The sequence below is a fragment of the Klebsiella sp. BIGb0132 genome, from assembly GCF_024810075.1.
Lineage (GTDB): Bacteria > Pseudomonadota > Gammaproteobacteria > Enterobacterales > Enterobacteriaceae > Klebsiella > Klebsiella terrigena.
Genome location: NZ_JANUDW010000005.1, coordinates 94,894 through 112,897 on the forward strand (window position 1 = coordinate 94,894; position 18,004 = coordinate 112,897).

Annotated in this window: 15 protein-coding genes; 3 read left to right on the forward strand and 12 right to left on the reverse strand. The window is 59.3% G+C overall.

Features of this window, described 5'->3' with window-relative positions:
* Nucleotides 1-113: 113 nt before the first annotated feature.
* Together M2416_RS15435 and nepI are read left to right on the forward strand one after the other, a co-directional pair.
* Complete coding sequence (locus M2416_RS15435) at nucleotides 114-566, forward strand: DUF1198 family protein (protein WP_041143299.1); 453 nt, start codon at nucleotides 114-116, stop codon at nucleotides 564-566.
* A gap of 176 nt (nucleotides 567-742) precedes the next feature.
* A complete protein-coding gene (nepI, locus tag M2416_RS15440) occupies nucleotides 743-1,930 on the forward strand; it encodes a purine ribonucleoside efflux pump NepI (protein ID WP_259225571.1) in 1,188 nt (395 codons plus the stop codon).
* An 85-nt stretch (nucleotides 1,931-2,015) separates the two neighbouring features.
* Here nepI and M2416_RS15445 read toward each other — a convergent pair whose 3' ends face one another.
* The 4 genes from M2416_RS15445 to M2416_RS15460 form a co-directional block, all read right to left on the reverse strand.
* The gene (locus M2416_RS15445) at nucleotides 2,016-3,395 is read right to left on the reverse strand and encodes a carbohydrate porin (RefSeq protein WP_259225573.1); all 1,380 of its coding nucleotides are present in this window, start codon (nucleotides 3,393-3,395) and stop codon (nucleotides 2,016-2,018) included.
* 92 nt (nucleotides 3,396-3,487) lie between these two features.
* Complete coding sequence (locus M2416_RS15450; protein ID WP_041143296.1) at nucleotides 3,488-3,790, reverse strand: PTS lactose/cellobiose transporter subunit IIA; 303 nt, start codon at nucleotides 3,788-3,790, stop codon at nucleotides 3,488-3,490.
* Between the two features lie 133 nt (nucleotides 3,791-3,923).
* Nucleotides 3,924-5,249, reverse strand: a complete 1,326-nt coding sequence (locus M2416_RS15455) for a PTS sugar transporter subunit IIC (RefSeq protein ID WP_041143295.1) — start codon at nucleotides 5,247-5,249, stop codon at nucleotides 3,924-3,926.
* Between the two features lie 11 nt (nucleotides 5,250-5,260).
* Nucleotides 5,261-5,575 carry a PTS sugar transporter subunit IIB gene (locus M2416_RS15460; RefSeq protein ID WP_041143294.1) on the reverse strand — a complete coding sequence of 105 codons (315 nt, stop codon included), beginning with the start codon at nucleotides 5,573-5,575 and terminating at the stop codon, nucleotides 5,261-5,263.
* 294 nt (nucleotides 5,576-5,869) lie between these two features.
* Between M2416_RS15460 and M2416_RS15465 the strand changes: the two genes are divergently transcribed.
* Nucleotides 5,870-6,811, forward strand: coding sequence for a LacI family DNA-binding transcriptional regulator (locus M2416_RS15465; protein WP_041143293.1), 942 nt, complete (start codon nucleotides 5,870-5,872; stop codon nucleotides 6,809-6,811).
* A 122-nt stretch (nucleotides 6,812-6,933) separates the two neighbouring features.
* Here the strand turns inward: M2416_RS15465 and M2416_RS15470 are convergent, their stop codons facing one another.
* From M2416_RS15470 to M2416_RS15505, 8 genes are all read right to left on the reverse strand, one after another.
* Nucleotides 6,934-7,224, reverse strand: a complete 291-nt coding sequence (locus M2416_RS15470; protein ID WP_041143292.1) for a YicS family protein — start codon at nucleotides 7,222-7,224, stop codon at nucleotides 6,934-6,936.
* A gap of 100 nt (nucleotides 7,225-7,324) precedes the next feature.
* Entirely contained in the window at nucleotides 7,325-8,227 is a 903-nt protein-coding gene (locus tag M2416_RS15475; RefSeq protein WP_259225576.1) for an EamA family transporter, read from the reverse strand.
* A 146-nt stretch (nucleotides 8,228-8,373) separates the two neighbouring features.
* Nucleotides 8,374-9,807 (reverse strand): PTS N-acetylmuramic acid transporter subunit IIBC, encoded by a 1,434-nt coding sequence (gene murP / locus M2416_RS15480; RefSeq protein WP_259225578.1) that lies wholly within the window; start codon nucleotides 9,805-9,807, stop codon nucleotides 8,374-8,376.
* 24 nt (nucleotides 9,808-9,831) lie between these two features.
* Complete coding sequence (murQ, locus tag M2416_RS15485; RefSeq protein ID WP_259225582.1) at nucleotides 9,832-10,734, reverse strand: N-acetylmuramic acid 6-phosphate etherase; 903 nt, start codon at nucleotides 10,732-10,734, stop codon at nucleotides 9,832-9,834.
* Between the two features lie 163 nt (nucleotides 10,735-10,897).
* Nucleotides 10,898-12,061: a multidrug effflux MFS transporter gene (locus M2416_RS15490; RefSeq protein WP_259225583.1), complete on the reverse strand. Its 1,164-nt coding sequence runs from the start codon at nucleotides 12,059-12,061 to the stop codon at nucleotides 10,898-10,900.
* 48 nt (nucleotides 12,062-12,109) lie between these two features.
* Nucleotides 12,110-13,474: an efflux transporter outer membrane subunit gene (locus M2416_RS15495; protein ID WP_259225585.1), complete on the reverse strand. Its 1,365-nt coding sequence runs from the start codon at nucleotides 13,472-13,474 to the stop codon at nucleotides 12,110-12,112.
* A 3-nt stretch (nucleotides 13,475-13,477) separates the two neighbouring features.
* Nucleotides 13,478-16,585, reverse strand: a complete 3,108-nt coding sequence (locus tag M2416_RS15500) for an efflux RND transporter permease subunit (protein ID WP_259225586.1) — start codon at nucleotides 16,583-16,585, stop codon at nucleotides 13,478-13,480.
* Complete coding sequence (locus tag M2416_RS15505) at nucleotides 16,585-17,709, reverse strand: efflux RND transporter periplasmic adaptor subunit (RefSeq protein ID WP_259225587.1); 1,125 nt, start codon at nucleotides 17,707-17,709, stop codon at nucleotides 16,585-16,587. Before M2416_RS15505 ends, M2416_RS15500 begins: the two co-directional genes overlap by 1 nt.
* Between the last annotated feature and the right edge of the window lie 295 nt (nucleotides 17,710-18,004).

Sequence of the window (18,004 nt, forward strand, 5' to 3'; positions counted from 1 at the left end):
CAGGCCTGGCTGCATGTCGTTTTTTCCCTTTTTTCAGTTCACTAATCTGGCGCTGCCTGCTGTCGAGACCGGATGTTTCCCGCTATGATGAGCGGCTGATTTAAGGAGAACGTATGGTCTGGATAATACTGGCAACGCTTGGCGTGGTGTTTGTGGTCGGATTTCGGGTGTTGACCTCTGATTCCCGCCGGGCGATCAAACGCTTAAACGAACGGCTGGGGATCACGCCGGTTGCGATTGAGTCGATGATCGACCAGTTTGGTAAAACGGCTGGAACCGAGTTTATTCGCTACCTTGAGCGCCCCGATGAGGCCCATCTGCAGAATGCTGCGCAGGTGCTGCTAATCTGGCAGGTCTGCATTGTTGATGGCAGCGAAGAGAATCTGAACAGCTGGTACCGTCTGCTGCGTAAAGCCCGGCTTGCCGCGCCAATCACCGATGCGCAAATCCGCCTGACGCTTGGCTTTATGCGTGAAATAGAGCCCGATCCGCAGGAGCTAAACGCTTTCCAGCTGCGCTATAACCAGCTCTTCCTGCCGGAAGAGGGGGTGTTTTATCTGCATTAATATCACGAGTCATTGCGCTTCCTATTTGTCTCGTCGTTGAATTTATCCATGAATTACGCAATGGCTATCCGACTGAGCGTGGTAATGAAAGAAAAGTTGTCAAAACGTTAAATTCGTCACAATTTTGATGATAGACTGCGCTGCTTTTCCGTACGTTTTTAGCTTCAGGTTACGCCATGACAGAACATATCCGCACCACGAGCAAATCGCAGACCAATGAAGTTTCACGGCCAAACTGGTCGGCGGTTTTTGCGGTGGCCTTTTGCGTCGCCTGCCTGATAACCGTTGAGTTCCTGCCGGTGAGCCTGCTGACGCCGATGGCGCAGGATTTAGGCATTTCCGAGGGGATGGCCGGACAGTCGGTCACCACGACCGCGTTTGTGGCGATGTTTGCCAGCCTGTTTATTACGACCCTTATCCGCACCACCGATCGCCGCTACGTGGTGATCCTGTTTTCCGTGCTGCTGACGCTCTCCTGCCTGCTGGTCTCCTTTGCCAACAGCTTTTGGCTGCTGCTGGTAGGTCGCGCCTGTCTGGGGCTGGCGTTAGGGGGATTCTGGGCGATGTCGGCGTCGCTGACCATGCGTCTGGTTCCGATGCGGGTGGTGCCAAAAGCGCTGTCGGTTATCTTCGGAGCGGTGTCGATTGCGCTGGTGATTGCCGCGCCGCTGGGCAGTTTCCTCGGCGGCATTATCGGCTGGCGCAACGTCTTTAACGCGGCGGCGGTAATGGGCGTGCTGTGCACGATTTGGGTGCTGAAGGTGCTGCCTTCGCTGCCTGGTGAAGCGCCGCATCAGCAGCAAAACATGCTGAGCCTGCTGAAGCGTCCCGGCGTAATGGCCGGGATGTGCGCTATTTTCATGGCCTTCGCCGGCCAGTTTTCCTTCTTTACCTACATTCGCCCGGTCTATATGACCCTCGCGGGCTTTGACGTTGATGGCCTGACGCTGGTGCTGCTGAGCTTTGGGATTGCCAGCTTTGTCGGGACCTCGCTGTCGTCGATGCTCCTGAAGCGCTCGGTGAAAACCGCCTTAGCGACTGCGCCTCTGGTTCTGGCGGCCAGCGCGGCGGTGCTGGTGCTGTGGGGAGAAAGTCAGATTGTGGCCTCCACGGTGGCGATTATCTGGGGCTTTGCTTTCGCCCTGATCCCGGTGGGCTGGTCAACGTGGATCACCCGTTCGCTGTCAGACCAGGCGGAAAAGGCCGGTTCGATCCAGGTTGCGGTGATTCAGCTGGCGAATACCTGCGGGGCCGCGGTTGGCGGCGTGGCGCTCGACCACCTGGGCCTGCTGTCGCCGCTGATTATCTCGGGCGCCCTGATGCTGCTGACCGGGCTGCTGGTGGCAACGAAGGTGCGGATCTAGCTGTCGTTGCCCCGGGGCGCAGCGCCGGCCGGGCAACCAAACCCGGGCCGGGCATTCATGCCGCGACCCGGGACTGCTTTCTGACTTAGAACCAGGCCTCAAACATGCCGCCGACGTTCAGCGAGTCCAGCTGATCGCTGCTGGTGCCGTTGACCTTAGCGGTATGTTTATTATCCACCTGACCGCCGGTGACGTAGAAGCGCAGCATCGGCCGGAACTCAGGCCCCATCCCGATAGAGATGTTTTGCGACAGCGTCAGCTTCCAGCCCTTGTTGTCGCCACCCTGATCGTAGTCAACGCGCTGATAGCCGGCCTCCAGCCAGGTTGAATGCACGTCGTTCCAGAAATACATCGGACGGATAATCGCGCCGTAGTTTTTACGGTTATCGGTATTGTCCTTGCCGTTGTCGTAGTCATGGAAGGCCAGCAGATACTCCACCTGCGCCTGTCGGGTAAACTTGTGGCTGCCCTCAAAGCTGGCGTAGATGGCCGTCAGATCGTCGGTTTTGTTATAGACGCTGTTATCCGAGTTATCGGAATAGCGCAGGATAACTTTGTTCACGCCGCCGTCGTTGGTATGGCTCAGCACCAGGCCGCCCTGCCAGGCATCGAGCTGCGCGTCGTTATCCACCGCTTTTGAATCAAAGCCGTAGTTGGCGTACACCTCAACGTCGATTGGGCCAGCCTTCATATTGTGGATTTTTGACGTCAGCGCGTAGTGGCCGTCATCGCCGGTGCCCGAGCCGCCGGTACAGGTGATGCGCGACGGGTTGGACTCATCGGCCATCACCTCCGGGCTACAGGACTCAACCTGTGAGACCCCCGCCACGTCAAACTGCACGCCGCCGATATCAAAGTTTTTCACCCCGGCGCCCTGGCCGTCGTGGTTCATCCAGAAGTAGTCGTTGATCCCCTGCTGCGGACGCTGGTGGAAGTCGCGGCCGGCCCAGATATAGGCGTTGGGGTTTGATTCGAGGACGTTAGTGACGCCGACGTAGGCCTTTTTCAGGTTAACTTCGTCGCTCCAGTGGTCGAACATAACGTTAATATCCCAGATAGCGCCCTGGCTGCTCTTAAAGGCTTTGGTTATCTGGAATTCGCCGCCGTTACCTTCGTTGCCGAGACGGCCGATGGCCGACGCGCCGTTGTAAGAGCCGTCGACGCCGACGAACTTCTGATCGCCGGTCTGGAACTGGGCGCCGTAGCGGGCGTAGCCGCTAAACTTCAGGCCGAATGGAATAGCCATATCCGGCGTGGCTGCGGTGGTCTGGGGGTTGGTAATGACGTCCACCTTTTTATCGGCGGCGGCATCGATTTTGGCCTGACGGTCGGCCAGCGCTTTATCCACGGCTTTCGCCACAATGGCGTCGATTTGTTGCTGAGTAAAATCTTGTGCTAATACAGAAATTGGGCACAGTGCGGCAACGACCGCCATGGCTAATGGCAGCATTTTTACATTATTCATAATTATCTCGCTGGTAATAATTTATATATTAAGATAATAACCATCCCGCCCCGATTAATATAAAGGGTGAGCTATGGGATGACGTTTATATATTAACGTTGGTATAAGTGAATAATTTCCTGTGAAAACTCGCGAGCCAGCAGCGAATTCATCAGATGGTCCTGAGCGTGGACCATAATCAGCGTCATCGGCTGGCGCGCCTCGCCCGCATCCTGCTCGATAAGCTGGGTCTGCATCTGGTGCGCCCGGCGGGCGTAGCCGTCGGCTTCATTAAGGAGCAGTTTAGCTTCATCAATATTACCGTGGCGGGCAGCATGAATCGCTTCGAAACATAATGAGCGTGACTGTCCCGCATTCACGATAATTTCCATTACCGCATCTTCTAATTCAATCATAATAGTTCCTGAGATCATTAACTTTATTATTTAAAGCGTACGGCGAAAATCCCTTTTCCGCATAATTCCTGATGACGGTGTTATTTTTATCGGACGCTCCGGGAAATACAGCTAAGAGCGTATTTCCCGACTATTACTGACTGACTGTTTCAGCAACCGGAACGGCAGCTTTGGCTTTTTCGACTTCAGTTTTCATTAATGAGCGTTCATAGGCGCGGAGGAATGGCAGGTAAATGACGGCTGACATCACCATGCAAATGACGCACATCACCACCGGGCTCAGGGTCCAGTTAGCCGCCCAGGAGGCGCCGATAGGGGCCGGCGTGGTCCACGGCGTCAGCGAGACCACCTGAGTCAGCCAGCCGAGACGGGTTGCGCCGTAGGCCAGCACCGCGTTGATCATCGGCACGAACACGAACGGGATAAACATCATCGGGTTCATGATAATCGGCGCCCCGAACAGAATCGGTTCGTTAATGTTGAAGAAGCTTGGCACGATGCCCATTTTGCCGATGGTCCGCAGGTGCGCCACGCGGCTGCGCAGCAGCAGGAATGCCAGCGGAAGCGTCGAGCCCACGCCGCCAATCAGCAGATAGTGGTCCCAGAAGCCCTGCAGATAAACGTGCGGTAGCGCGGCGCCAGCGGCCAGTGCCGCCTGGTTTGCCGACAGGTTCGCCATCCAGAACGGGTTCATAATCCCGGTCACAATCAGCGAGCCGTGGATCCCGGCGAACCAGAAAATCTGGCACATCAGCACGGAGAGCAGGATTGCCGGCAGGGAGTCGGAGGCCGACACCAGCGGCTCCAGCAGATGCATAATCGCCTGCGGCAGGATCATACCGGTCTGCGCTTCGATAAACAGGTTCAGCGGATGCAGTGTCCCGATCACCACCAGCACCGGGATCAGGATTTCGAACGAGCGCGCGACGCCGGTGGGCACCTCTTTCGGCAGGCGGATAGTAATATTATTCTGCTTCAGCCATGCGTAAACGCGGGTGGAGTAGATGGCGGTAATTAAGGCGGTGAAGATCCCCTGGCCTGACAGATACTGGGTGGAAATTTTGCCGTCAGCGTAGGGTGCTGCGACCAGCAGGAAGGCCATAAAGGCCAGCAGGCCGGACATCACCGGGTCGAGCTGAAACTGGCGGCCGAGGCTGGCGCCAATGCCGACGGAAATAAAGAAGGTCATGACCCCCATGCTCAGGTTAAACGGCAGCATCAGCTGCTCACGATACTGCTGTGAGAAATCCAGCCAGCCGCGGGCAAAACCGTTGGTGGTGTCGGGTGAAAAAGGAGGAAAGATAAATACCAGCATGAAAGAGCCGATGATCATAAACGGCAATGCGGCAGTGAAGCCATCGCGGATGGCGATAACGTATTTCTGCTGCCCAAGGCGTCCTGCCAGCGGAGTAATAGATTGCTCGATCACGGCAATCATGGACTGATACAGAGAACTCATTTGCACACCTCTTAATGCGCCGCTGCTATCAGCGACAGAGCATAATCCAGGACGTTATCTCCCCGCTGCATTCCATAGTCCATGGCGTTTATCGGCTGGACCGGAATATTCAGGGAAGCGGCTTTCTCAGATAATGTTTTCAGCATGTATTTTACCTGGGGCCCGAGCAGAACCACCTGGTATTGCGGAAACTGCATGTCAAATTCGGAAACGCCATAGGCGTCTATCTGCACAGGCAGGTTACGTTCCTTCGCCTCATCGACCATCTTCCTGACCAGCAGACTGGTGGACATCCCCGCAGAGCAGCACAGCATAATCTTGTACATCGACACTCATCCTCAATATGTAAAAAGTTATTGCGTGGATGATTTGATATCAGACGGAAACCGGTTTCCATTTATAAAAAACAGAACTGTGATAACCGTCAAGATCTACCGTGTACGGGGCTGATTAATTAGATTCGGCTCACATAATTCCGTGGTTTTTGCGATGATTTTCCATGAAACGGAAAATCGGTTTCCAAATAAAAAAGGAAACGGATATACTGCCGTTGGTTACTATTGAAGCGATTCAGGTCTAAAGATTTACAGGGATCGGCCCGACCCTGTCAGGGGAGAAAGATGTCTACAATCAACGATGTATCACGGTTAGCTGGCGTCTCAAAGGCCACAGTTTCACGCGTGCTGAGCGGCTCTCGCGGCGTCAAAGAGGCCAGTCGTCAGGCGGTACTGCAGGCGGCGGAAGAGCTCAATTACCGGCCAAATATGATTGCCCAATCATTGTTCAGCCAGAGCACGGGCTGCATCGGGGTGATTTGCGCCCAGGATAATATCAATCAAACCACCAGCTATCTGTATGCCCTGGAAAAACAGCTGAGTCAGCATCAAAAGCATCTGCTGCTGCGCTTCGCCAACACCCGCGACGGGGTGATGAACTCGCTCGAAGAGCTCAGCTGCGGCCTGTGCGACGATATCCTGATTATCGGCGCCCGCTTCCCGCTGAATATTGACCGGCCGGATGTGGCGCTGATTGACTGCCTCGAGAGCGAAGGGGCGAACAGCATTCAGTTTGACCACGCTTTTGCCGCGGAAACTGCCTGTAACTATTTGATTAGCCAAGGGCGACGTCAAATTGCGCTCATCCATCCCGAGGGGAGCGGCTTTGCCGATCAGGTGCTGCTGGGCTACAAGCATGCGCTGGAGAAAAATTTCCTGCCGTTTAATCGTAACCTGGTATTCCTCGACAGCACTTCGCCGTCGGTGGCGGTGCAGGAGTTGGTGAGCAACGCGACGACGTTGAACTTCAATGCGCTGCTGGTTGCGGACGAGCAGCAGGCGCAGCGGGTTGTCCCGCAGCTGCAGGCGTTCAGCCGCGCGGTGCCGGAAAAGGTGATGGTCTTTAGCCTGGCCGGCTCGCTACAGCTGCCGGGTATTCCGACCATTCCGGCGATTGAGTACTCGATGGATGTGATGGCGATGCGGATCGTCAGCTGGCTGACGGAAAAGACGCAAATGCTGGGCGGCAGCATGCTGCGTGGGGATCTTATTATTCCGAAAATCTAAGCTGGCCCCGCGCGCGCAGCCGCGGGGCCATGATGAAGTCAAAAAAATACCTGCCAGTGGCGTAACTGACAGGTATTTTTATTTGCGCGGCGGGCGGCCTGTTGGCCGCGTCGCAGGGGCGATCACTGCGCCGGGCAGGTAATCTTGTCGATCGCCGCCTGGTAGTTCTTCTGGTTATTACGCTCTTTTGCCAGGGTTGCCTCACGCACGTAGGTTTGATTCTCTTTCGAGGCGAGAACCTTATTGGCAAAGTCGTTATCGCTAAGGGTTGCCGCCGGGGTGCATTTTTCCTTCACCGCTTTTAATACCAGCTGTTTTTGCTGCTCGAACTGCAGGCTTTGTAGCGGCGATTCGGCCCACGCAGCCGAGGCGCTGAGGGCGCTGACCAGGCACAACATCCAACACGCTTTCATGGCGCTTCTCCTTCAAGGGTGATACCAAACTATATGCGTAGTGCGCAAAACACGCAAATCATCTGGATTATAAATTGTTTAAAATCAGTAAATTGCTTTTCTATGCTGCCCGAACGCGCCGCCGTGAATCCACGGCTATCAGCACCACCGATGACAGGATCAGCAGGGTGCCGAGCCAGTCCGGCAGCGTAAAGGTGATACCCAGCAGCAGCAAAGAGAGCAGGGCGCTGCTCAGCGGCTCGGCGCAGCTGAGGATCCCCGTCTTCGCGCCGCCAATCATCTGCGCGCCGTTCAGGTAAAGGCTGAAGGTCAGCGAAGTGCCGATCACCACCAGATAAAAGAAGGCCAGCAGCAGGGGGCCGTTGACCACAAAGTTGCTGCCCTGGCCGCCGTAGAACGGCAGCAGCATCGCCCCGCCGAGCAGCATGCTCCAGCCGACGATCGGCAGGGTGCCGTAGCGGGCGATAAGCGTTGACGGATAGGTGGTGTAGAAGGCGGCGGCAAAGGCCGAAGCCACCCCCCAGAAGAGCGCCGCGGGTGAAATAGAGAGCGTTGTCGGGTTGCCGTGGGTCACCAGCAGAAACGTGCCAGCCAGCGAAGTGCCGATCGCTGCCAGCACCAGCGGGCGAGGGCGCGTTTTGCGGGCCAGCGCGAACCAGGCGACGATAATCGTCGGCGACAGGAACTGCAGTACCGTCGCGGTCGCGGCGTTTGATTTTTCGATGGTCATCAGGAAGGTGTACTGCACGGTCAGCGCGCCAAACAGCGAGAAAATCAGCAGGCTGACGGCATCTTTGCGGTTTTGCAGGACGCGGAAAATTTTATCGCCGTGGACGAAAGAGAGCATCAGCAGGATCAGGCCGGCGAACAGCAGGCGCGTCATGGTCAGAAACGGTGATGACATCTGGCTTTGCTGCATAATGTACTGCGCGCAGACGCCGGAACTCCCCCATAGCACGGCGGCTATAAGTACATTCAGCATCCCTTTTTTACTGGAGCCCATCTTTCCCTCAGGTGGTATATCGCGAAAAGGGAATCATAGCATGGGCGCGTTCGGACGGCGGGGAAGGAAATGGTAGTCGCCGTCCGCATAAGCGCGGCGCAGATCGGGGAACGGCCGACCAGGCGCCCCCTGACCAGCGCTGCGCCTTAGCTCAAATCAACGTTCTTACTGCCGAACAGCCAGGTCAGCGCAAAGCCGCACAGGTAAGAGACGGCCAGCCCCGCCGCGTAGACCGCCATCCCGGCGTAGATGCCGCTGCCGGAGGTCATCAGCGGCAGCGCCACCAGTCCGGAGGGCCCAAAGACCGTATTCAGCCCCACCGGCAGGCCCAGCCACGCGATCAGGCCGAGGAAGAAGCCGCCGCAGGCGCCGCCGATACAGGCGGTGATAAACGGCTTCATCCGCGGCAGGGTGACGCCATAGATCAGCGGTTCGCCGATACCCAGAAAGCCGGGGATAATCGCCCCTTTGATCTGGGTGCGCAGCAGAGAGCCATGCTTCGCCCGCCAGTAGAGGGCCAGCGCGGCGCCCACCTGCCCGGCGCCGGCCATCGCCAGGATCGGGAACAGCGAGTTAAAGCCCTGCGCATCCACCAGCGCGAAATAGACCGGGACAAAGCCCTGATGGACGCCGAACATCACCGCCAGCAGGAACAGCCCCGCCAGCACCGCCGAACCGAACGGGTTACCGTTGAGGTGCAGGAACAGCCACGACATTCCGGTAAACAGCCAGCCGCCAATCGGCATGATCACCGTAAAGGTGACCGCGCCCATAATCAGCAGCGTGACCGCCGAAGTGAGGATCATATCGAGGTTGGCCGGCATGATACGTCGCACCTGCCTTTCCACCCATGCGCCGATAATCGAGGCGATCAGCACACCGATAATATTGCCGCGCGGGTCGATGCCGTGGCCGAAGAAGGTGGTGATCCCGGCGTAAAATCCGCTGGTCGCTTCGGGGTTGTAGCCGAGAACGAACAGCGAGGCGATAATCGCCCCGTTGACCCCGGAGCCGCCAAACGCCTTCTGGGCGTTATAGCCGATTAAGATACTCAGGAAGGTAAACATCCCTTTGCTGAAGATCTTCATATAGCCGATCAGCGCCACCAGGCTGGCGTTAGGGTGCGCATTCTCCAGGACGAAGATTTGTTCTGCCAGGGTAGCAAAGCCGAGCAGCAGGCCGACGGCGATAAAGCCGGGGATCAGCGGCGTAAAAATGGTGGCGAATTTGGCGAGAAACTTCTGTACCCCGCCGGTTTGCTTGCTCTTCAGCGCCTGTTTCTTCTCGGCGGCGACATCCGCCAGCGACGGGGCGTCCTGCGGCGCATCCTCCAGCATGGCGTTCATCATTTCCGCCGCGGTTTGCGCTTTGCCCGGGCCAAGCACGACCTGAAACTGCTCATCGCTGACGATAACCCCCATCACGCCTTCAACCTGACGGATTGCGGCGCTATCGGCCAGCGCTTCGTCGCGCAGCGTCAGGCGCAGGCGGGTCATACAGTTACCGGCCTGGGCCACGTTTCCGGCTCCGCCGACGTGGGTAAGGATCCGCGCTATCATCTCTTTATTTATTTTTGCCATTGCAGTTTACCTGTCTGTTGGCGCTCAGGCGTTGCCCAGCGCTTTGCGGATATAGCCGCTATTTTTGGCCAGCAGCGACTGCGCTTCTTCGGCGCTAAGATCGGCAAGCACCATCACAATGGCCGTTTTGCAGTGACGGCCGCAGGCGTCCAGCGCGCGCTGGGCGGCGTCGCGATCGCACTCGGTCGCCTCCATGACGATGGAGACCTGACGCTCGATAAGCTTGGCGTTGGTGGCCTCAACGTCAACCATCAGGTTGCTGTACACCTTGCCGACGCGGATCATTGCCCCGGTCGAAATCATATTCAGCACCAGCTTTTGCGCGGTGCCTGCCTTCAGGCGGGTTGAGCCGGTTACCACTTCCGGGCCGACGACCGGAGTGATAGCGACGTCCGCCAGCCGGGCCATCTCGCCGTGCGGATTGCAGCTGACGATAGCGACAAACGCGTTCTGGCTGTGGGCATACTCCATTGCGCCGATGACGTACGGCGTCCGTCCGCTGGCGGCGAGGCCAACCAGCACGTCGCGGTTGCTGAAATTGAGGTTTTGCAGGTCCATTGCGCCCTGCGCCTTGTTGTCTTCGACGTTTTCCACCGCGCTGAGGATGGCTTTATGCCCGCCGGCGATAATCCCGACCACCTGCTCCGGACGCGTGCCGAAGGTGGGCGGACATTCGCTGGCGTCGAGGATCCCCAGGCGGCCGGAGGTGCCCGCACCGATATAAATCAGGCGTCCGCCCGCCTGCAGCGCGGTGGCGACCTTATCGACAACCTGAGCGATCTGCGGCAAATAGGGGGTAATTGCCTCGGCCACCAGCCTGTCTTCCTGGTTAATCACCGTCAGCATTTCAACGGTAGACAGGGTGTCAATATTGGCGCTATTGGCGTTGCGCCGTTCGGTCAGCAGTTTGCTCAGGTCGATACTCATAACAAAACCTCATTATTCACGGTGGCGGGTATTCTAAGGAATTAATTATTCCATTCATGTGAAGGTTATCACGATTAGCGCACGGCAGATAATAAGATATTTGTAGGTATGGCGGGGGATTGTGCGGTAATAAAACTGGAATATTTTATTACCGCAGGCTGGGCTAGCGTAGCGCAGCGGGGGTTTTCAGGCTCAGCAGCAGGGCCAGAAAATAGCTTATCGCCATGGCCAGGCTCATTTTCAACATGGTTTCACCGCCGAGTCCGGCGAGCGGCGCGGCGATGCCGCCAAAGACAAACATCAGCGTACCTAACAGCGCGGACGCGGTGCCCGACTGCCCGGCATCAACGGCGTTCATCGCTTCGGCCCCGGCCACGGTGCTGATGCCGCTCATAAACGACACGGTGAAGAACAGGCCGATCAGCGCCGGCAGCGGCAGCTTCAGCCAGGCGAACAGTAGCATGCCGGCGGCGCACAGCACCGCCAGCATCAGACCCGTGCGCAGCAGGGACTCGGCCGAAAAGCGGCGCGTCAGGCGGGAGAAGATAAGCGCGGCAATAATCAGCCCAATCCCGTTCAGGCCGAACAGCAGGCTGAACTGCATGGCGCTCATGGCAAATTCACTCTGCATCACGAAGGACGACGAGCCGATATAGGAGAACAGGCCGGCCATCATAAAGGCCTGAATCAGGCAGTAGCGCATAAAGCGGCGATTTTTAAGCACCGGCGAGCCGCCCGATTTACGCGAGGTCGCGGCGCCTTTTGCCGGCAGGGTTTCGTGGAGGATCGCCAGGCTTAGCAGTAGCAGTACGCCGCCGATCGCCGCCATTATCCAGAACAGAGTGCGCCAGTCGAAGGCGGTGATGACGTAGCCGCCAAGCACCGGCGACAGAACCGGCGCAATGCCGTTGACGGTCATCAGCAGGGCAAAGAACTGCGTCAGCAGCGCGCCCTGGTAGCGGTCGCGGGCAATCGAACGCGACAGCACCGAGCCGCCCGCGCCGGCAAAGCCCTGCAAAAAGCGCCAGAGAATCAGCAGATGGATATCCTGGGTCAGGGCGCACATCGCCGAGGAGACGATAAACAGCAGCAGCGAGAGGATCAGCGGCCTGCGGCGGCCGATGCGGTCGCTGAGCGGGCCAAAAAACAGCTGGCCGAGGCCCAGCCCGAGCAGCGCGGCGGTCAGCGAGAGCTGGGTTTGCGTGCTGGTGGCGTTCAGCTGGCGGGTGATATCCGGCAGCGCCGGCAGGTAGAAGTCGGTACAGAGCGGGCCGATGCCCGAGAGCAGCCCGAGAATAACAACCCAGGAGAGAGAAATACGCGGCATAGCAGGTCCTTATGAGGATGCCGGGCCCTGCGGCCCGGCGGGAGCAGATCAGCTGGCGCCGCCTCCCAGCGACTGCCAGAGCGTAATGCGGTTTTGCAGATCGGTTTGCTGGAGGGTAATCAGCGTGGCCTGCGCCGACCACAGCGTGCGCTGCGCGGTCAGCACCGACAGATAGTTGCCAATCCCTGCCTGATAGCTGCGGGTGGCGATATCCAGCGATTTCTGCTCGGCGGCGACGTACTGCTGCTGGGCATCCAGCTGCTCGCCCAGCGTTTCCCGGCGCGCCAGGGCGTCGGCGACGTCTTTGAACGCGCTCTGAATACTTTTCTCGTAGGTGGCGATCAGCCCCTTTTTCTCCGCTTCGGCATAGCGAAGCTGCGCCAGGTTGCTGCCGCCGGTAAACAGCGGCAGGCTGATTGACGGCGCGAACGACCACACCTGCATCCCGTGGCTGAACAGCGAAGAGAGCGAATCGCTGCCGACCCCGGCGCTGGCGGTGAGCGAAATGCTCGGGAAGAAGTTGGCGCGCGCGGCGCCAATATCGGCGTTGGCGCTCTTGAGGTTGTGCTCGGCCTCCTGAATATCCGGGCGGCGCAGCAGGACCGACGAAGAGACGCCGGCGGGGATCAGGGCGATGCTGCTATCACCGAGGCTTTGCAGCGTGCCGGGCAGCAGGCTCTCAGGGACGCTTTCGCCGGCCAGCAGGTTGAGCGCGTTTTTATCCTGCGCGACCTGGGTACGATAGCTGGCGACGCTGGCGCGCGCCTGCTGGTAAACCGCTTCGGCATCGCTGAGATCGCTGGCCGCAGCGGTACCGACCGCCATCTGGCGGGCGACAATTTTGCGCGAGCTGTCGGCGCTGGCCATGGTTTCCTTGGCCAGCGCCAGGCTGCTGTTGTCCGCCGCGAGGGTGATCCACGCGGTGGTCAGGTCGGCTATCATCGTCAGCCGCGTATTCTGAGCGGTAAATTCGCTGGCGAGCCAGGTTTCCCGCGCCGCGCGGGTCAGGCTCTGGTTTTTGCCGAACAGATCCAGCTCGAAGCTGGAGACCGCCCCGTCGGCTTCCGCCGATGAGGTGAGGCCGCTGGCCACCGTTTTGCTGCGGGTATGGCTCAGCTCGGCGTCAACGGTGGGGAACAGCGAAGCGCGGGTTTCGCCAAACTGGGCGCGGGCGGCTTCGATATCGGCCAGCGCTTTTTGCACGTCGCGGTTGCTGTTCAGCGCGATGGTCACCACCTTTTTGAGCCGCGCGTCGTTTACCACCTGCTGCCACTGGCTGACGACCGTCGTCGCCTCGCCGTGGGCGCCGGGCAGCGTGGCGGGCACCGGCGCCGCCGGGCGCTCGTAGTGCGGGTCAAGGGAGACGCAGCCTGCGCTCAGGAGCGCGATAAAAACTAACGTAAAACGAAACATAACCTACTCCTGAGAAGGACGCTGGCGGGTGAAGAACCGCTTCACCAGCACAAAGAACAGAGGAACGAAGAACACCGCCAGCAGCGTGGCGGTCAGCGTGCCGCCGATGATCCCGCTGCCGATCGCCACGCGGCTGTTGGCCCCCGCGCCGGTCGCTACCGCCAGCGGCAGCACCCCGGCGATAAACGCCAGCGAAGTCATGACGATAGGGCGCAGACGGGTTTGCGCGGCGCGGATTGCCGCCCGCGAAAGCGAATAGCCTTCATCCACCGCCGATTCGGCAAACTCAACGATCAGAATGGCGTTCTTCGACGACAGGCCGATGGTGGTCAACAGCGCAACCTGGAAGTAGACGTCGTTATTCAGATCGCGCAGCCAGGCAGCCAGCGCCGCGCCGAGCAGGCCGAGGGGGATAACCATGATCACCGAGAACGGCACCGACCAGCTCTCATACAGCGCCGCGAGGCACAGGAACACCACCAGAATGGAGATGGCGTACAGGCTCATGGCCTGGCCGCTGGCCAGCTTTTCCTGCAGTGACATGCCGCTCCATGCCCAGGTGGTGCCCGCCGGCAGGCTGTTGGCGAGGGCTTCCATCTTATCCAGCGCCGCGCCGGAGCTGGAGCCGGCGGCGTTTTCGCCCTGGATTTCAAATGCGGCGGAGCCGTTGTAGCGCACCAGGCTTTCCGGGCCGTACTGCCAGCGGGTGGTGGCGAAGGCGGAGAACGGCGTCATGCCGTCATCGCTGCCGCGCACGAACCATTTCCCGAGATCGGCGGGGACGGCGCGAGAATCGCTATCGCCCTGGATATAGACCTTTTTCACCCGCCCGCGATCGATAAAGTCGTTGACGTAGGTGCCGCCCCAGGCGCTGGAGAGGGTGGCGGTGACGTCGCTCAGCGATAGCCCCAGCGCCACCGCTTTGTTGTTGTCGATATCCACCTGCAGCTGCGGCATCTGCGGCAGGTCGTTGGCGCGCACCGACTGCAGCTGCGGGCTCTGATTGGCCGCCGCCAGCAGCTGGCTGCGCATTTTCATCAGGCTGTCGCGATCGGTGCCGCCGCTGGCCATCAGCTCAAAGGTAAAGCCGTTGCTCTGCCCGAGGCCGTCCACTGAAGGAGGCGTCATGGCAAACAGCGAGGCGTCGCGGATGCTGCCGAGCTCTTTGGTGGCGCGCAGGGCAATGGCCTGCGCGGTGTTGGCTGCGCCCTTGCGCTGGGACCAGTTTTTCAACGACACGAAAGCCATCCCTGCGTTCTGCCCGCTGCCGCTGAAGCTGAAGCCGTCGACGGTAAAGATAACGTTGGTATTGGCCTTCTCTTTGGTCAGGAACCAGTCGGTCACCTGGCGGCGAACCTCGGCGGTGCGCACGGCGGTCGCGCCTGCCGGCAGGGTGTACTGCACCATGATTTCGCCCTGATCCTCTGCCGGCAGGAAGCTGCCCGGCAGCTTCCACATCGCCAGCGCCATGACGGCGCAAATCAGCGCGAAGGCGCCCATCATCGTCGCCGAACGGCGCAGGCCGCCGAGCACGCGGCGCTGATAGCCCTGCTCCGTGCGCCCCCACAGGCGGTTAAACGCCCCGAAGAAGCCCCTGGTATGCGGCTTAGAGTGGCTCAGCAGCGCGCCGCACAGCGCCGGGGTTAAGGTCAGCGCCACCACCACGGAGAGCATCATCGCCGAGATGATGGTGACCGAGAACTGACGATAGATAACGCCGGTTGAGCCGCCGAAGAAGGCCATCGGCAGGAACACCGCCGACAGCACCAGGGCAATGGCGATCAGCGCCCCGGAAATTTCGCCCATCGACTTTTCGGTGGCTTCCCGGGCGGGAAGCCCCTCATCGCGCATAATTCGCTCGACGTTTTCCACCACCACGATGGCGTCATCCACCAGCAGACCGATCGCCAGCACCATCGCAAACAGCGTCAGGGTATTGATGGAGTAGCCAAACAGCGCCAGCACGCCGAAGGTGCCAAGCAGCACCACCGGCACCGCCACCGCCGGGATCAGCGTGGCGCGGAAGTTCTGCAGAAACAGATACATCACGCAGACCACCAGCGCGATGGCTTCAAACAGCGTTTGAATCACATCCTCGACCGATATTTTAATAAACTCGGTGCTGTCCTTCGGATAGGCGATGTCGTAGCCCTGCGGCATCTGGCGCTGATACTCGGCAATCTTATCCTTCACCCGCGTCGCGGTATCCAGCGCGTTGGCGCCCGGCGCCATCATGACGGCGATGCCGGCGCCAGGGTGGCCGTTGAGGTTCGCCGAGGCGGTGTAATCTTCGCTGCCCATTTCAACCCGGGCGACGTCGCTCAGGCGGACGACCGAGCCGTCGCTCTTGCTCTTCACAATGATGTTTTTGAACTGATCGACGGTTTGCAGGCGCGACTGAGCGCGCACGGTAGCGGTAAGCTGCTGGGCGTTAGAGGACGGCAGCGCGCCGATTTTACCCGCCGAGATCTGCACGTTCTGCGCTTCGATTGCCGTTTCGACATCGGAAGGCATCAGCGCATAGGAGGCCAGTTTGGTCGGGTCCATCCAGATGCGCATCGCGTATTCAGCGCCAAATACCTGCAGGCTGCCGACGCCTTCCACGCGCGCCAGCGGGTCCTGCATGTTGCTCACCAGCCAGTCGGCGATATCGGAGCTGGTGGCCTTGTCGGTTTTATCGTACACCGCGAGGATCAGCAGGAAGCTGCTCTGCGATTTCACCACCGTCACGCCGGACTGCTGCACTTCGCTGGGCAGCCGCGATTCGGCCTGCTGGACCTTGTTCTGCACCTGCACCTGCGCGGTGTCCGGGTCGGTCCCCTGCTCGAAGGTCACGTTAATGCTCACCGAGCCGTCGGAGCTGCTGGTGGAGCTGAAGTAGAGCAGGTTATCCAGCCCGGTAAGCTGCTGCTCGATAACCTGGGTCACGCTGTTTTCCAGGGTTTCGGCAGAGGCGCCGGTGTAGGTGGCGGAAATTTTCACCGACGGCGGCGCGACGTCCGGGTACTGGGCGACCGGCAGCGTGCGGATGGCGAGGATCCCGGCGAGCATAATCAGGATGGCGATGACCCAGGCGAACACCGGGCGTCGAACGAAGAAGCGGGAGAACATCAGGCGTTGCCTCCGCTGTTTTTCATTTCAACGGCTTTGACCTGCTGCCCGGCGGCAACCTTGCTGGTACCTTCAACGATCAGCCTGTCGCCGCTCTTCAGGCCGCTCTCCACCAGCCACTTATCGCCGTAGGCTTCGCCGGTTGCGACCTCACGCTGGGCGACTTTACCGTCGGCATCGACCACCAGCGCGGTGGCGTTACCTTTGACATCGCGAGTGATCCCCTGCTGCGGGGCGAGGATCGCATCGTCCATCACGCCCTCATCGACGCGGGCGCGGACGAACATTCCCGGCAGCAGGACGTGCTGCGGGTTGGGGAACACCGCCCGCAGCGTGACCGAGCCGGTTGATTCGTCCACCGCCACTTCGGTCAGCGCCAGGCGGCCCTTCTCGGCATAGGTGCTGCCGTCTTCGAGGATCAGGGTGACGCTGAGGGTATTGGCGTTGGTTGCCAGCGTTTGCTGGCGCAGGCGCAGCAGATCAACGCTCGATCGCGTGAGATCGACGTAAATCGTCTCCAGCCCGCGGATCGTCGCCAGGACCGTATCCTGATCGGCAGAGACCAGCGCGCCTGGGGTGACGGAGGAGATGCCGATCCGCCCGGCAATCGGCGCGCTGACGGTGGTCCAGTTCAGGTTGATGCGGGCGCTCTCCAGCGCGGCTTTTTTCGACTCGACGCTGGCCTTGTCCTGGTTACAGGTGGACTGCGCGTCATCGGCATCCTGCAGCGACACGCCGTTGTCTTTGACCAGTTGCGTATAGCGGCGGGCCTTCTGGCAGTCGGCAACCGTCAGCGATTGCGCCTGCTTCAGGGCGGCCGCCGCTTCGTTATAGGCGGCGCGGTAGCTGGCCGGGTCAATTTGATACAGCGCCTGGCCGGCTTTCACCCTGTCGCCTTCGGTAAACAGACGCTTTTGAATGATGCCGCCCACCTGCGGGCGTACTTCGGCGCTGAGCGATGCGGTGGTGCGGCCGGTCAGCTCGCTGATGACGGAAACGGGCTGGCCTTTCAGGGTGACAACGCCGACTTCCGGCGTCATTTGCTGCGGGGCAGATGTTTGCGAATTATCGCATCCGACCAGCAGAAATAATGCTATTGCGATGGGTATGGTGGTGTATTTCATTATATTTTCTCAGGATAAACGACGTCCGCCCCGCTAATTCAATAGTGAGGTGATGGGTTGGGCGCTGAGGCATTTTCGGATAAACGAAAATGGCTAAAAAGGAACTCAGACGTTCCTGTATGCTGTTATTCGACGACGGCCGCCGGAGCGGTCATTTTTTTGGCTTCTCTGCAGATGAGATGGCTCCACTCCTGGATTTTTGTTGAGAATGATCATTCTCATTTTTGCTCATTATACGTCTCAATCGACCAATGAAAAGGTTTTTTTGTCTAAATTTGAATCGTGAAAATTAAGG

Bases quoted from the DNA above. Each gene is read 5' to 3' on its own strand.
- M2416_RS15465 (WP_041143293.1), top strand. From the start codon at position 5,870: ATGTCTACAATCAACGATGTATCACGGTTAGCTGGCGTCTCAAAGGCC.
- murP (WP_259225578.1), bottom strand. From the start codon at position 9,807: ATGGCAAAAATAAATAAAGAGATGATAGCGCGGATCCTTACCCACGTC.
- M2416_RS15455 (WP_041143295.1), bottom strand. From the start codon at position 5,249: ATGAGTTCTCTGTATCAGTCCATGATTGCCGTGATCGAGCAATCTATT.
- M2416_RS15500 (WP_259225586.1), bottom strand. From the start codon at position 16,585: ATGTTCTCCCGCTTCTTCGTTCGACGCCCGGTGTTCGCCTGGGTCATC.
- M2416_RS15435 (WP_041143299.1), top strand. From the start codon at position 114: ATGGTCTGGATAATACTGGCAACGCTTGGCGTGGTGTTTGTGGTCGGA.
- M2416_RS15470 (WP_041143292.1), bottom strand. From the start codon at position 7,224: ATGAAAGCGTGTTGGATGTTGTGCCTGGTCAGCGCCCTCAGCGCCTCG.
- murQ (WP_259225582.1), bottom strand. From the start codon at position 10,734: ATGAGTATCGACCTGAGCAAACTGCTGACCGAACGGCGCAACGCCAAT.
- M2416_RS15445 (WP_259225573.1), bottom strand. From the start codon at position 3,395: ATGAATAATGTAAAAATGCTGCCATTAGCCATGGCGGTCGTTGCCGCA.
- M2416_RS15475 (WP_259225576.1), bottom strand. From the start codon at position 8,227: ATGGGCTCCAGTAAAAAAGGGATGCTGAATGTACTTATAGCCGCCGTG.
- M2416_RS15450 (WP_041143296.1), bottom strand. From the start codon at position 3,790: ATGATTGAATTAGAAGATGCGGTAATGGAAATTATCGTGAATGCGGGA.
- M2416_RS15490 (WP_259225583.1), bottom strand. From the start codon at position 12,061: ATGCCGCGTATTTCTCTCTCCTGGGTTGTTATTCTCGGGCTGCTCTCG.
- nepI (WP_259225571.1), top strand. From the start codon at position 743: ATGACAGAACATATCCGCACCACGAGCAAATCGCAGACCAATGAAGTT.
- M2416_RS15495 (WP_259225585.1), bottom strand. From the start codon at position 13,474: ATGTTTCGTTTTACGTTAGTTTTTATCGCGCTCCTGAGCGCAGGCTGC.
- M2416_RS15460 (WP_041143294.1), bottom strand. From the start codon at position 5,575: ATGTACAAGATTATGCTGTGCTGCTCTGCGGGGATGTCCACCAGTCTG.
- M2416_RS15505 (WP_259225587.1), bottom strand. From the start codon at position 17,709: ATGAAATACACCACCATACCCATCGCAATAGCATTATTTCTGCTGGTC.